We start from the raw sequence: 13,097 nt of genomic DNA, 5'->3' as shown, positions 1-13,097 counted from the left end.
AGGGAACGCAGCCCCGGTAAGCGCAAGCGCCACCGGGGAAAGAAAGGTTACTGCTGCGCGAGCTGATTGCGGCGATACTCCCCCTGCCGCTCCAGCATCCAGCCAGGATATTCCCGCGGCAGCGCGCTCACCGCATCAAGCTGCTGAAGCTCGTCTTCGCTGAGACGGATCCCGGTGGCGGCAATGTTGTCGTCCAGCTGTTCAACGCGTTTCGCGCCAATGATGACGCTGGTCACCGCCTTCTGGTGCAGCAGCCACGCCAGCGCGATTTGTGCGACGGAGACGCCCTTACTTTCGGCAATCACGCGCATCACGTCCACGCAGTCAAAGGCGCGATCTTTGTCCACCGGCGGGAAGTCGAACGCCAGACGGCGGCTACCGGCTTCGCTCTGCCCGTCGCGACCATATTTTCCGCTCAGCAGGCCGCCCGCCAGCGGGCTCCAGACCATCAGCCCGACGCCTTCGCTCTGCATCATTGGCACCAGCTCGCGCTCAAGGTCGCGTCCGGCGATGGTGTAGTACGCCTGCAATGACGCAAAACGCGCCAGCCCCAAACGCTCAGAAATCCCGAGCGCTTTGGCTATCTGCCACGCCGCCCAGTTCGAGACGCCGATGTAGCGCACGTGGCCGTGCTGCACCAGGTTATCCAGCGCATACAGCGTCTCCTCAATCGGCGTGGCCGGATCGAAACCGTGAAGCTGATAGAGATCGATATGATCGAGCTGCAGGCGGCGCAGGCTCTCCTTCACGCTGCTGATGATGTGATAGCGTGAGCTGCCGCGCGAGTTCACTCCTGCCGTCCCGGTTTCGCCAAATACTTTAGTCGCAACCACCACGTTCTCGCGCGGGATTTTCAGGTTTTTCAGCGCCTGGCCGAGGATCGCCTCCGAGCGCCCTTCCGAGTAAACGTCCGCGGTATCGATAAAGTTGATACCCGCGTCCAGCGCGCGACCCACCAGCTGTTCGGCTTCGCTCTGCTGCAGCTGACCAATCTTGCCCCACATGCCGCCTTCTCCGCCGAAGGTCATGGTGCCGAGGCACAGTTCAGAAACGAACAGACCGGTGTTGCCCAGTTTTTGATAACGCATAAGATAATCCTCGCATGTCGATTGGGTACCCGATAGTTATACCCGCCCCTCAGCCATCGCGAATGTGGCGTTCCTGTCCGTTTCTTGCCCAATCCTCTGAATTTATCCGCGCGGGGCGTCGCCAAAGACGCTGTAGTCCGGGAGCTGTACCTGCTGATACGGCTCCCAGCCGCCGCCGAGCGCCTTGTAGAGCGCCACCAGATCGAGAGCGCTTTGTACCTGCGCCTGCGCGCGCTGCTGCTCGGCCTGCGCCAGCTGCCGCTGGGCGTCCAGCACGTCAATAAAGCTGGCGATCCCCTGGCGATAGCTGTCGCTCGCCAGGTCAAAGGCGTTTTGCAGGGCATCAATGGTTTTCGCGAGGCCCGCCTCACGCCGCTGGTCGGTGCGATAGCTCACCAGCGCGTTTTCGACATCGCCGAGCGCGGTCAGCACCGTCTGGCGATAGTCCAGTACCGCAGCGCCCTGCTGCGCGCGCGCCAGCTTCACGCTGGAGACGAGTCGACCGCCCTGGAAGATGGGGATGGAGACCTGCGGGCCGAAGCTGTAGAAGTGGCTGCTCCAGTCGGTCAGCCAGCCGGATTCGCTGTTGCGCAGGCCAAACTGTCCGGAGAGGGTAAAGCTCGGGAACAGTTCGGCCACCGAGACGCCAATCTGCGCCGTGGCGGCATGAAGGTTGGCCTCCGCTTCGCGCACGTCCGGACGGCGGCGCGCCAGCGTGGACGGTATACCAGTCTGCACGATATCCGGCAGCGCGGGCATTGGCTGCGCGGATTGCAGCTCGCTATCCAGCGCCCCCGGCGGCTTGCCGAGCAGAATAGCCAGCCCGTTCATCGCCTGGCGTTCCTGGGCCTGATACTGCGGCAGCTGGGCTTCAAGATTGCCCAGCTGCGCCCGGGCGTTTTCCACGTCCATCTGCGGTGACAGCCCGCCGCGCTGGCGGCTTTCGGTCAGGTCCAGCGTCTGCTGCGCGCTTTTAATCTGGGTGTTCAGGGTAGCGATAATGCTCTGAGCCCCGCGCAGCTGGAGCCACGCGCGCGCCACTTCCGCTTCCAGCGACACCAGCGCATCGTTACGCTGTTCGATGGCGGCCTTCTGCTGCGCCTCGGCGGCTTCCACCTGACGGCGCACCTTGCCCCAGAGGTCGATTTCCCACTGGGCGTCGAAGCTGCCCTGATAAAGGTTAATCGGCTGCGTCAGCGGCCCCAGCGCGCCTCTGAGTTCAGGGTCGACATTATCCAGCTGGTCGTACACGCCGTGGGATTTTAGCTCCCCTTCCAGCCCGAGCTGCTGGCGCGTCGCCTGCAGATTGCCGTTGACCGATGGATAAAACGCGCCGCCCGCCTGATTAATCTGTTCACGCGCCCCGGCAATGCGCAGTACCGTTTGCTGCAGCGTCAGGTTACCGGCGATGGCGCGTTCAACCAGACTGTCGAGCTGCGGCGAGCCGAAGGTTTTCCACCAGCGCGGATTGGTCGCGGCGGAGGTGGTTTGCGATTTTACCGCGCTGTCGCCCTTATCGTTCCAGTGCGTAACGGCGGGTGGCGCAGGCTGCTGGTAGTCCGGCCCGACGGCGCAGCCCACCAGCAGCATCATTATCATCAGGGGGTGTAAACGTCTGTGTATCATCAGTGTGCTCCTGCACTCCCCTCGCTCTTAACCGGCGAGAGCAACAAACAAAACGGAATCAGTAACAAGGCCACCGCGCTCAGGATAGTGAAGACGTCGATGTAGGCCAAAAAGCGGGACTGCTCGATCATCGTCTGGTACATCCGCCCGGTGGCAATCCCGGTCGGATCGCCCACCTGGGTGGTGAAGTTCTGGATCGCCTGGGCGCTTTCGCGAATCGCCAGCTGGAACTGCTCATTAAACGGCGAGGCGTGGTAGGCAAGGTGCGCGCTGTGCGCCTGCGCGCGCTCGGTGATGGCCGCCGTCGAGAGTGAAATCCCGATGGACCCCGCCACGTTGCGGAACATGGTAAACAGCGCCGCCGCATCGGCGTTGAGCCGTCTCGGTATCGAGATGAAGGCGATGGTGGTGAGCGGCACAAACAGGAACCCCAGACCAATCGACTGGGCGCTGCGGAACAGCACCAGGGTTTCGAAGTCAATATCCGGCGTCAGCGTGCGCGACCAGAAGAACGACACCGCCAGGCAGGTAAAGCCAAAGGCGATGATCCAGCGCGTCTGCACCACCGGCATCAGCTTCAGCACCAGCGGGATGGTCAGCACGATCAGCACCGCGCCGGGCGAGAGCACTAGCCCGGACCAGGTGGCGGTATAGCCCAGATCCTGCTGCGCCAGCTGCGGGATCACCACCGAACTGCCGTAGAGGATCATCGCCATCCCCGCCATCAGCAGGCTGGAGATCGCGAAGTTGCGGTCCTTCATGCAGTGCAGATCCACCACCGGCTTTTTGGCATACATCAGCCAGTAGATTGCGCCGATAATGCCGACCAGCGTCAGCACCGCGAAGGTGCGGATAAAGTTCGAGTAGAACCAGTCGTCATCCTCGCCCCGGTCGAGCATGACCTGCAAACAACCCAGACCGAGGGCGATCAGGCCGATCCCCGTCCAGTCGATGGTCAGCTTCTCTTTTGATTTGCTCTCCCACGGCGGATCTTCCAGCAGCTGGTAGATCGCCAGCACCGTCACAATCCCCACCGGGATGTTGATAAAGAACACCCAGCGCCAGGAGTAGTTGTCGGTGATCCAGCCTCCCAGCGTCGGGCCGAGCACCGGCGCGACGATAATCGCAATGGAGGAAAGCCCAAACGCTTTGCCCCTGTCCTCCGGCTTGAAGTAGTCAAGCAGCACCGACTGCTGGGTGGGCTGTAGCCCGCCGCCAAAGAAGCCCTGCATTACGCGGAACAGGATGATTTGCCACAGCTCGGTGGCGATGCCGCACAGAAACGAGCAGATGGTGAACATCACGATGCAAATGAGGAAGAACTGCTTGCGGCCAAACAGCCGGCTCAGGAACGCCGAGATGGGCAGCACGATGCCGTTCGCCACCAGGTAGCTTGTCAGTACCCAGGTGGATTCGTCGTAGCTGGCCGAGAGCGACCCCGCCACGTGCGGCAGCGCGACGTTGACGATGGTGGTGTCCAGAATTTCCATGAACACCGCCAGGGTGACGACAATCGCCACCGCCCACGGGTTACTGGCGGGCTTCCAGTTATCGTGGCTATGATCCGTCATTCCACGGTGACCTTCGGTTCAACCGACAGCCCCAGCGGCAGCGGCTTGTTCGGATCCAGACCTTTATCAATGACGATTTTTACCGGTACGCGCTGAACAATCTTCACGAAGTTACCGGTGGCGTTTTCCGACGGGAAGGCGGAGAAGCGCGAGCCGCTGCCCTGCTGGATGCTGTCGATATGGCCTTCAAGCTCCATATCCGGCCAGGCATCCACGGAGACGCTAACCTTATCGCCGGGCTTCATGCGCTCAAGCTGGGACTCTTTAAAGTTCGCCACCACCCATACGTTCGGGGAGACCAGCGAGAACAGCGCGGTGCCCGCCTGAACCAGCGTGCCGGGCTGCACGTTGCGTTTGGTGACAAAGCCGTCGAACGGGGCGCGGACTTCGGTGTAAGAGAGGTTCAGATTGGCCGTTTCCAGCTGTGCTTTCGCCTGTTCGACCTGACGCTCGCGGGCTTCGACGTTGGTCTCCTGCTGGCGGATTTGCAGCTGTACCTGCTCCGCCACTTCCAGCTGCGCCTGTGCGCTGGCAAGGCCAGCCTGGGCGCTGCGCAGCTGAGCGTTCGCAGAATCAATACTTTGCTGGGTGGTCGCGCGCGGGTCGACGCCGCGCTGGCGCCGGTACTCCGCCTGCGCGTTCGCCAGATCGGCCTGCGCTTTCAGCACCTGCGCTTTGGCTTCGTCACGCTGGGCGGGATACTGCACTTTTGAGAGCGCCAGCTGCGCCTGGGCCTGATGCAGCTGCGCGATAGCCAGCCCAAGCTGAGCCTGAGCCTGATCGCGCTGGGCGGTGGTATCGCGAGGATCGATCACCACCAGCACGTCCCCTTTCTTCACGCGCTGGTTATCCCGCACGCGAAGCTCGGTAACGTAGCCCGCCGTTTTGGGGGCAATGGTCACCACGTCGCCGTCGGTAAAGGCGTCGTCGGTGGTCTCTTCGTTGCGGGTTAAAAACCACCAGACCAGCGCCACGATCACCATCACGATGACCACGATGCCAAGGATAATTAACGGTTTTTTGCCCGGGCGTTTACGCTCGTTATTGTTTTTATCCTGCTCGTCAGCAGGTGGATTTTGTTCTTCTGCCATAATTCAGCAACGGTCCTGTCAGTGAGCGGCATCACACTATGCCGTTCACTAAAGCTAGGACGTTGCTATACATTTGCCAGGAAAAACTGACAAATTGCGCACTATATGAGAAGGAATAGTCCGAAACCGATCGCCGCAGCCCAGAGCAGCATCGGGATCGACCAGAGGTGGAAGCGCCACCAGATGCGACGGTCATTGGCCATGCGCAGGGCGATCAGGTTTGCCAGGGAGCCGGGCAGCAGCCCAAACCCACCGATGTTCACCGCCCAGGCCAGTAGCGTGTCCGGCGGAACGTAGTTAAGCAGCAGAATGGTGGCAGGCACGTTGCTGATAAACTGCGACAGGCCAATCGCCGTCAGCCACAGTCCCGGCTGCGACAGCGTGCTGACGCTGTGCAGAACGTTTTGCAGCACGGGAAGCTGAATAAGCAGATGCACGTCGATGAACATCGCCATAAAGACCAGCAGCAGCGTCCAGTCCACGCTCACCAGCACGCGCCGCGCCAGCACGACAAAGCCCGCGGCGACGAGCAGGACGCCCGCCAGCTCATACCTCAGCTCCAGGGCGAACAGAAAGACGATATACAGCCCGAGGCAGCTCCAGACCAGCCGCGGCTGCCACTGCGGGCCCGTGGTCCCGCTATGGTATTGCAGCTTTTTATCCGGAAACGCGAACCAGCAGACCGCCAGCAGCGACAACATCATCACCAGCGCCAGAGGCGCCATCTGCCAGGTAAAGGCGGCGAATGACAGACCGGAACGTCCCCAGAGAAGAATATTTTGCGGGTTGCCGATGGGCGTCAACAGAGAACCGGCGTTAACGGCGAGCGCTTCAAAGATGATCAGTCTGCTGACCGGGATCTCGCACAGCTTACGCAGGGTGAGCGTGAGGGGTACGATGATAAACAGCGCCACATCGTTGGTCAGAAACGTCGACAGCACCGCGGCGGAGAATACCATAAACAGGGCCAGCCTGCGCTCGGTGGCAAAACGGCGCACCATTTTACGCCCTAGGACGTCAAAATAGCCGCTCAGCTCGACCCCTTTGGTCAGCATCATTAACCCGCTCAGGGTGATGATGGTGCGCCAGTCAATCGCCGCAGACCAGGCCTGTGGCGCAAACGGCACAAACAGGCTTAACCCGGCGCCAATGATTAATAAGAGATGGAAGAAACGATCGCGTGACAGGGCCTGCAGTCCAGGGATTTTCATTCAGCGGAGGGACCATATTTAAGGGTAAATTCGCGAAACTTCACCAGCGTCTCTTCGCTAACGTGGTGCTCCATTCCTTCCGCATCCCGACGGGCAATTTCCGGGCTGACGCCCAGCACCAGCAAAAAGTTCTCGACGAGCTGATGGCGCTCGCGGCTCTCCTGCGCAAGCTTCTCCCCTTCCGGCGTCAGAAACACGCCGCGCCAGGGGATCATTTCGATCAGGCCTACCGAGGCCAGACGTTTTAACATTTTAGCGACCGTCGGCTGCGAAACCCCGAGCCTGGCGGCCATATCGACCTGACGCGCTTCCCCAACCTCGCGGATCAGATCGGAAATCAGTTCAACATAATCATCAATCAGTTCACGCCGGTGCGCTTCACGGACCTGGCGAAAACCTTCGACATGTTCTTCAACATTCACCAGTTGCGTCGTTTTTTTAATGGCTGGCTTACCTGCGCGACGGTTCATTGTACTTCCTCATTGGGGTGACGCTTCCAGCGCCCGGTATCGAGAGCGCACATTGTAAACCATCCCTCCACAAGCACAAAAAATTAACGAAATAGCCATAGCTATACAATATAGCCTGTGCTATATCTGTATGTAATGCAGTCACCCTTCACGGATCGAAGGGATCAAACATCAGGAGGTCTCATGAACGAATTCAAGAGGTGCATGACCGTGTTTACCCACTCTCCTTTTAAAGTGCGCTTAATGCTGTTGAACATGCTGTGCGATATGTTTAACAACAAACCGCATCAGGACGACAAACCTTCCCACTAAGCGGCGTTGCGGTACGCCGCTTCATTTTTCTGTCACACTTCCGCTGTAAACTGACCAATTCCCGATAATTTTTGCGGATTTGCAGCCCCCTTCGCAAAACATCTGTTTAGCAACTGTTGACCTTAATTCACGCTCGCACTATCTTCTTGCAGCCCTGCACAATTTGCGGCTCGCTGAAGCGGACCTCTCATTCCCTTTCCACGCACTGTCCGGCAGGCTTTGACCCTTGGCGCCAGGGTGAGCACATGGCGTTTTTGTGATAGTGACCTATGAATGTAACCCTGATAGATACCATCGTTACCCGCAGCCGGGCCTTAAGCCCGTGGACGGGATTTTACTTTTTGCAGTCGCTGCTAATTAACTTTGCGCTCGGCTATCCCTTCAGCCTGCTTTATGCAGTGGCTTTCACCTGCATCCTGCATGTACTGTGGCGAGCGGCCCCGCGCGTGCAGAAAGCGTTGGTAGGGGTCTGTTCGCTGATTGCTGCGATGTATTTCCCGTTTGGCCAGGCCTACGGCGCGCCAAACTTCAACACCCTGCTGGCGCTGCACTCCACCAATATGGAAGAGTCGACGGAGATCCTGACGATCTTCCCCTGGTACAGCTACGTCGTCGGCCTCTTTATCTTTGCGCTTGGCGTCATCGCGGTTCGTCGCAAAGCAGACGCGAAGAGATCATGGGGAAAAATGGAGTCTCTGTGCCTGGCGTTTAGCGTGGGGACGTTTTTCGTTGCGCCGGTGCAAAACCTGGCCTGGGGCGGCGTGTTCAAGCTGAAAGATACGGGCTATCCGGTGTTCCGTTTCGTTAAAGACGTCGTCGTGAACAATAAAGAGGTTCTCGACGAGCAGGCGCGCATGGCTGAACTTTCCAATATGAAAGACACCTGGAACGTGCTGGCGGTTAAGCCGAAATACCATACCTATGTGGTGGTGATTGGCGAGAGCGCACGTCGCGACGCGCTGGGCGCATTTGGCGGGCACTGGAATAACACACCGTTTGCCAGCTCTGTCAACGGCACCCTGTTTACCGATTATGTGGCGGCCAGCGGCTCGACGCAGAAATCGCTCGGCCTGACGCTGAACCGCGTAGTGGATGGCAAACCTCAGTTTCAGGATAATTTTGTCACGCTGGCCAACCGCGCCGGTTTTCAGACCTGGTGGTTCTCCAATCAGGGGCAAATTGGCGAATACGACACCGCCATCGCCAGTATTGCTAAGCGTGCTGACGAAGTGCAGTTCCTGAAGAGCGGCGATTTTGAAGCCGACAAAAACACCAAAGACGAGGCGCTGCTGAAGATGACGGCGCAGGTCTTTGCTACCCCGCGCACCCAGCCGCAGCTGATTGTTCTGCACCTGATGGGATCGCACCCGCAGGCCTGCGATCGCACTGGCGGTAAATACGCGGAGTTTGTGCAGTCGAAAGAGACCTCTTGCTATCTCTATACCATGACGCAAACCGACGAGCTGCTCAGCAAGCTTTACGATCAGCTGCGCAACACGGGCGAAAGCTTCTCTGTGGTCTATTTCTCTGATCACGGGCTGGCGTTTAAAGAGCGTGGCAAAGAAGTGCAGTATCTGGCGCACGACGACCAGTTCCAGCAAAATTTCCAGGTGCCGTTTATGGTGCTGTCGAGTGATGATAAAACGCATCGCGTTATCAAAGCGCGGCGCTCGGCGAATGATTTCCTGCAGTTCTTCTCGCAGTGGACGGGGATTAAGGCCAAAGAGATAAAAAATGATTACCCGTTTATCTCCAACAAGAAAGCGCCCCCAGTGTACGTTACCAACTTCAAATTACAGAAAGTTGACTATAACCATCTGGGTACCGATATTTTTGATATTAAGAGTAAGTAAGCTGTGCGATCTCGTGCGGTCTGATGCCCTCACCCTGACCCTCTCCCACAAGGAGAGGGAAAAGCTAAAAAAAAATCCGCCACATTGGGCGGATTTTTTATTAGCTCACCGAAGTGATTAGAAGCGGTAACCTACGCCCGCGATCCAGGTGCCAACGTCAACGTTGCGGATACGGCTCTGCTCATAGGAGAAGTCCAGAGCCACGTCCTGGATTGGGTTGAACTGCAGGCCTGCGCCATAGGAGAAGCCGTAGTCGCTGTTGCTTGCAGTGCGGTTCAGACCCTGGTTTTCGGTCTGCTGGAATTTACCGTAGCCAACACCTACAACACCGTAGATGCTCGCCCAGTCGTTCAGACGGTAAGCTGGACCAGCAGTGATACCGTAGTACTGGCCTTTGTTGTATGCGCCGTTTTCAGTACGATCTTTCTCGGTGTAGGTGAAAGAACCGATCACGCCCAGCGGGTTGTTATCCTGCTCGTAACGATACTTCAGGTTGAAACCGTTGGTTTTGTTCATCACGCCCTGCATATCGCTCTGAGCGTAACCACCAGTTACAGTAGAAGTAGCAGCTACAGCGGTACCTGCGGAAACAGCCAGTACAGCGGCCAGTGCTGAAAGACATGCAATTTTTTTCATAACCACCTCAAATGTGCTTCAAGTAAGTCCGTAAGTTTTAAATATATCAAAAAAATTTGCGAAACTCTTTGTGATTCGTGATGTCTAATGAGGCCTTTCCTGTAACAGAACGTTTCCAACCTCAGCTAACTCTTTCAAATCACATGCGATTTTTCCTACTAAACGCCCATATTGCGCGTCTGCGCCGTTACATTCATCCAGATTATTCCTAATCTTTCAGGTGATAAATCCACCAGCGCTTAACCATTTTACGGATTTCACGGGTCTTTTTTTTCAACGTAGTCTCAACCGTAGCTGTATATTTCCTTTACACTGCAACCTTTACTCCACTTGACATTAGCTGACAGGAGAAAGGATGCCTGGGTTTTCCCGCACGTCGTCGGTCTGGTTGCCGGTAGCCGTCATACTTATTGCCATGTTGTCCATCCAAAGCGGTGCTTCGCTGGCAAAATCGCTTTTTCCACTGGTGGGTGCGCCCGGGGTAACAGCCCTGCGTATCGTGCTGGGAACGGCGATACTGGTCGTCATCTTCAAACCCTGGCGTCTGCGCTTCAAAAAAGAGCAACGTCTCCCCCTGCTTTTTTATGGTCTGTCCCTCGGGGCAATGAACTATATGTTCTACCTCTCCATCCAGACCATCCCGCTGGGGATTGCCGTCGCGCTGGAGTTTACCGGCCCGCTGGCGGTCGCGCTTTTCTCGTCACGTCGTCCGGTGGATTTTATCTGGGTCGTGCTGGCCGTTCTGGGCTTATGGTTCCTGCTGCCGCTCGGCCAGAATGTCTCTGAGATTGATCTCACGGGCGCAGCGCTGGCGCTGGGAGCAGGAGCCTGCTGGGCTGTCTATATACTCACCGGGCAGCGAGCGGGTGAAGAGCATGGCCCGGCAACGGTCGCCCTGGGTTCCGTGATTGCGGCTATCGTTTTTGTGCCGATCGGTATGGCGCAGGCCACGGAGTCTATCTGGCAATGGTCAGTCATGCCCATCGGGCTGGCGGTCGCTATTCTTTCAACGGCTCTCCCCTATTCTCTGGAGATGATTGCCCTGACGCGTCTGCCGACGCGCATATTTGGCACTCTGATGAGCATGGAGCCCGCCCTTGCGGCGATCTCCGGGATGGTGTTCCTGGGCGAAACGCTGACGTTTACCCAGACGCTGGCGCTCTGCTCAATTATCGCGGCGTCAATGGGGTCAACGCTCACCATGCGCCCTGAACCTAAAGTTGAGAAAATCGACATCGGCTAATGCCATATATTCTGCATGGCTTCACGGCCATGCAGAATAAAGGCCAGAATGCCATCCGTTATAATTTCTTACATAGTTTGTCATATAACCGAAATATCCTTCCCCACCCATTCCCCTCCAGGCGAATTAAGATTGATCTGTATCAATTTTAAAATTATCTATTAATTTCAATGAATTAAATTATCAACCTCCTTCTTGCTATTAAACCGATAGGCACAGCCAGACCGCAGAGAAAAAATCCGGTGCTATACTTAGTTCCGTAATTACCTGGGACATAAACATCAAGAGGATATGAGATTATGAGTACCGCTAAACTGGTGAAAACGAAAGCGTCTAATCTGCTTTATACCCGTAACGATGTATCGGATAGCGACAAAAAAGCGACCATTGAGTTGCTGAATCGCCAGGTGATCCAGTTCATCGATCTTTCGCTGATCACCAAACAGGCCCACTGGAATATGCGCGGTGCAAACTTCATTGCCGTCCATGAAATGCTGGATGGCTTCCGCACAGCACTGGTGACACACCTCGATACGATGGCTGAACGTGCCGTTCAGCTGGGTGGTGTCGCGCTTGGGACCACGCAGGTGATCAACAGCAAAACGCCGCTGAAAAGCTACCCGCTGGATATCCACACTGTTCAGGATCACCTGAAAGAGCTGGCGGACCGCTACGCGATTGTGGCCAATGACGTGCGCAAAGCGATTAGCGAAGCCAAGGATGAAGATACCGCAGACATCTTCACCGCCGCATCCCGCGACCTGGATCAGTTCCTGTGGTTTATCGAATCTAACATCGAGTAATCCATAAGACTTTCCTGTCAAACCCTCGCCTCTGGTGAGGGTTTTGCACATTTATGGTGCACAGTTTTTGCCTGAGACGGTGCAAAAGTGAATAAATTGTAATAATCACCTCACACAACCGTTAATGGAAGATTGTTTTTTCGTCAGAATTTACGCTTAATATCTCCCCGTCAGTTGACCCAAACGAAGCGCACCAAAATGGTGCTCCATGCTGGTGCAACACGACATCATTGCCACGCTTTTTGTGCAATGTATGATTTCATCCCCTTTGTAAAACAACAGCTTGTAAAGTTGGCACGATTTTTTCATTGTGCCAGTCGTTCTCGCAGGGGATCGCCCCGTGGATATAAAAGGAAATGCTATGAAGTCTGTATTAAAAGTTTCACTGGCTGCACTTACCCTGGCTTTTGCGGTGTCCTCTCAGGCTGCCGACAAACTGGTTGTGGCGACCGACACGGCGTTCGTTCCGTTTGAATTCAAACAGGGTGACAAATACGTTGGTTTTGATGTTGATCTGTGGGCCGCTATCGCCAAAGAACTCAAACTGGACTACACCCTGAAGCCGATGGACTTCAGCGGCATCATCCCGGCGCTGCAAACCAAAAACGTCGATCTGGCGCTGGCGGGCATCACCATTACCGAAGAACGTAAAAAAGCGATCGACTTCTCTGACGGCTACTACAAAAGCGGCCTGCTGGTGATGGTCAAAGCGGATAATAACGACGTAAAAAGCGTGAAAGACCTCGACGGTAAAGTGGTGGCAGTAAAAAGCGGCACCGGTTCCGTGGATTACGCGAAAGCGAACATCAAAACCAAAGACCTGCGCCAGTTCCCGAACATTGACAACGCGTATATGGAACTCGGCACCAACCGTGCTGACGCTGTTCTGCACGACACGCCGAACATCCTGTACTTCATTAAAACGGCTGGTAACGGCAAGTTCAAAGCCGTGGGCGACTCTCTGGAAGCTCAGCAGTACGGTATCGCGTTCCCGAAAGGCAGCGACGATCTGCGCACGAAAGTTAACGGCGCACTGAAAACGCTGAAAGAGAACGGCACTTACAACGAAATCTATAAAAAATGGTTCGGTACTGAGCCTAAATAATTTTACCTGAATTCAGGTTTATAGCGCCCGGCGGCGCTCACGCTGGCTGGGCCTACATTTTTCGTTTTTCACCACGGTATACAGGAAT

General features: G+C 56.4%; 12 protein-coding genes. 5 read left to right on the top strand and 7 right to left on the bottom strand.

The features are described from left to right. Nucleotides 1-47: 47 nt before the first annotated feature. The 6 genes from APT89_RS13070 to mntR form a co-directional block, all read right to left on the bottom strand. The gene (locus APT89_RS13070; protein WP_041910712.1) at nucleotides 48-1,088 is read right to left on the bottom strand and encodes an aldo/keto reductase; all 1,041 of its coding nucleotides are present in this window, start codon (nucleotides 1,086-1,088) and stop codon (nucleotides 48-50) included. A 102-nt stretch (nucleotides 1,089-1,190) separates the two neighbouring features. Next, nucleotides 1,191-2,714 carry an efflux transporter outer membrane subunit gene (locus APT89_RS13065; RefSeq protein ID WP_060572571.1) on the bottom strand — a complete coding sequence of 508 codons (1,524 nt, stop codon included), beginning with the start codon at nucleotides 2,712-2,714 and terminating at the stop codon, nucleotides 1,191-1,193. Then, nucleotides 2,714-4,285: a DHA2 family efflux MFS transporter permease subunit gene (locus APT89_RS13060; protein ID WP_028012453.1), complete on the bottom strand. Its 1,572-nt coding sequence runs from the start codon at nucleotides 4,283-4,285 to the stop codon at nucleotides 2,714-2,716. The genes APT89_RS13065 and APT89_RS13060 overlap by 1 nt, the downstream gene beginning before the upstream one ends. Then, a complete protein-coding gene (locus APT89_RS13055) occupies nucleotides 4,282-5,376 on the bottom strand; it encodes an HlyD family secretion protein (RefSeq protein ID WP_041910714.1) in 1,095 nt (364 codons plus the stop codon). Before APT89_RS13055 ends, APT89_RS13060 begins: the two co-directional genes overlap by 4 nt. A 101-nt stretch (nucleotides 5,377-5,477) precedes the next feature. Continuing rightward, a complete protein-coding gene (locus APT89_RS13050; protein ID WP_028012451.1) occupies nucleotides 5,478-6,587 on the bottom strand; it encodes an anion transporter in 1,110 nt (369 codons plus the stop codon). Next, nucleotides 6,584-7,057, bottom strand: a complete 474-nt coding sequence (mntR, locus tag APT89_RS13045) for a manganese-binding transcriptional regulator MntR (RefSeq protein ID WP_028012450.1) — start codon at nucleotides 7,055-7,057, stop codon at nucleotides 6,584-6,586. Before mntR ends, APT89_RS13050 begins: the two co-directional genes overlap by 4 nt. Before the next feature lie 183 nt (nucleotides 7,058-7,240). Here mntR and mntS point away from each other — a divergent pair, with 183 nt between their 5' ends. Beyond that, on the top strand, nucleotides 7,241-7,369 hold the full coding sequence (gene mntS, locus APT89_RS13040) for a manganase accumulation protein MntS (protein ID WP_014831181.1): 129 nt from the start codon (nucleotides 7,241-7,243) through the stop codon (nucleotides 7,367-7,369). Nucleotides 7,370-7,638: 269 nt separating this feature from the next. Beyond that, the gene (locus APT89_RS13035) at nucleotides 7,639-9,222 is read left to right on the top strand and encodes a phosphoethanolamine transferase (RefSeq protein ID WP_028012449.1); all 1,584 of its coding nucleotides are present in this window, start codon (nucleotides 7,639-7,641) and stop codon (nucleotides 9,220-9,222) included. A 117-nt stretch (nucleotides 9,223-9,339) separates the two neighbouring features. Here APT89_RS13035 and ompX read toward each other — a convergent pair whose 3' ends face one another. Next, nucleotides 9,340-9,858, bottom strand: coding sequence for an outer membrane protein OmpX (gene ompX, locus APT89_RS13030; RefSeq protein ID WP_028012448.1), 519 nt, complete (start codon nucleotides 9,856-9,858; stop codon nucleotides 9,340-9,342). Nucleotides 9,859-10,213: 355 nt separating this feature from the next. On the opposite strand from ompX, the gene rhtA reads away from it, so the two are divergent. From rhtA to glnH, 3 genes are all read left to right on the top strand, one after another. Continuing rightward, a complete protein-coding gene (rhtA, locus tag APT89_RS13025) occupies nucleotides 10,214-11,101 on the top strand; it encodes a threonine/homoserine exporter RhtA (protein ID WP_049136965.1) in 888 nt (295 codons plus the stop codon). Nucleotides 11,102-11,400: 299 nt separating this feature from the next. Next, entirely contained in the window at nucleotides 11,401-11,904 is a 504-nt protein-coding gene (gene dps, locus APT89_RS13020; RefSeq protein WP_008501171.1) for a DNA starvation/stationary phase protection protein Dps, read from the top strand. Nucleotides 11,905-12,265: 361 nt separating this feature from the next. Continuing rightward, the gene (gene glnH, locus APT89_RS13015) at nucleotides 12,266-13,009 is read left to right on the top strand and encodes a glutamine ABC transporter substrate-binding protein GlnH (protein WP_014831177.1); all 744 of its coding nucleotides are present in this window, start codon (nucleotides 12,266-12,268) and stop codon (nucleotides 13,007-13,009) included. Nucleotides 13,010-13,097 lie beyond the last annotated feature (88 nt).

This window comes from Enterobacter sp. 50588862 (assembly GCF_001462935.1).
Taxonomy (GTDB): domain Bacteria; phylum Pseudomonadota; class Gammaproteobacteria; order Enterobacterales; family Enterobacteriaceae; genus Enterobacter; species Enterobacter bugandensis.
Note: the sequence above shows the minus strand (reverse complement) of the source record. Positions and strands in the feature narration are given on the sequence as shown.

What these genes read in the sequence shown, in the direction of transcription:
- APT89_RS13070 (WP_041910712.1), bottom strand. Translation starts at nt 1,088, where the DNA reads ATGCGTTATCAAAAACTGGGCAACACCGGTCTGTTCGTTTCTGAACTG.
- APT89_RS13065 (WP_060572571.1), bottom strand. Translation starts at nt 2,714, where the DNA reads ATGATACACAGACGTTTACACCCCCTGATGATAATGATGCTGCTGGTG.
- APT89_RS13060 (WP_028012453.1), bottom strand. Translation starts at nt 4,285, where the DNA reads ATGACGGATCATAGCCACGATAACTGGAAGCCCGCCAGTAACCCGTGG.
- APT89_RS13055 (WP_041910714.1), bottom strand. Translation starts at nt 5,376, where the DNA reads ATGGCAGAAGAACAAAATCCACCTGCTGACGAGCAGGATAAAAACAAT.
- APT89_RS13050 (WP_028012451.1), bottom strand. Translation starts at nt 6,587, where the DNA reads ATGAAAATCCCTGGACTGCAGGCCCTGTCACGCGATCGTTTCTTCCAT.
- mntR (WP_028012450.1), bottom strand. Translation starts at nt 7,057, where the DNA reads ATGAACCGTCGCGCAGGTAAGCCAGCCATTAAAAAAACGACGCAACTG.
- mntS (WP_014831181.1), top strand. Translation starts at nt 7,241, where the DNA reads ATGAACGAATTCAAGAGGTGCATGACCGTGTTTACCCACTCTCCTTTT.
- APT89_RS13035 (WP_028012449.1), top strand. Translation starts at nt 7,639, where the DNA reads ATGAATGTAACCCTGATAGATACCATCGTTACCCGCAGCCGGGCCTTA.
- ompX (WP_028012448.1), bottom strand. Translation starts at nt 9,858, where the DNA reads ATGAAAAAAATTGCATGTCTTTCAGCACTGGCCGCTGTACTGGCTGTT.
- rhtA (WP_049136965.1), top strand. Translation starts at nt 10,214, where the DNA reads ATGCCTGGGTTTTCCCGCACGTCGTCGGTCTGGTTGCCGGTAGCCGTC.
- dps (WP_008501171.1), top strand. Translation starts at nt 11,401, where the DNA reads ATGAGTACCGCTAAACTGGTGAAAACGAAAGCGTCTAATCTGCTTTAT.
- glnH (WP_014831177.1), top strand. Translation starts at nt 12,266, where the DNA reads ATGAAGTCTGTATTAAAAGTTTCACTGGCTGCACTTACCCTGGCTTTT.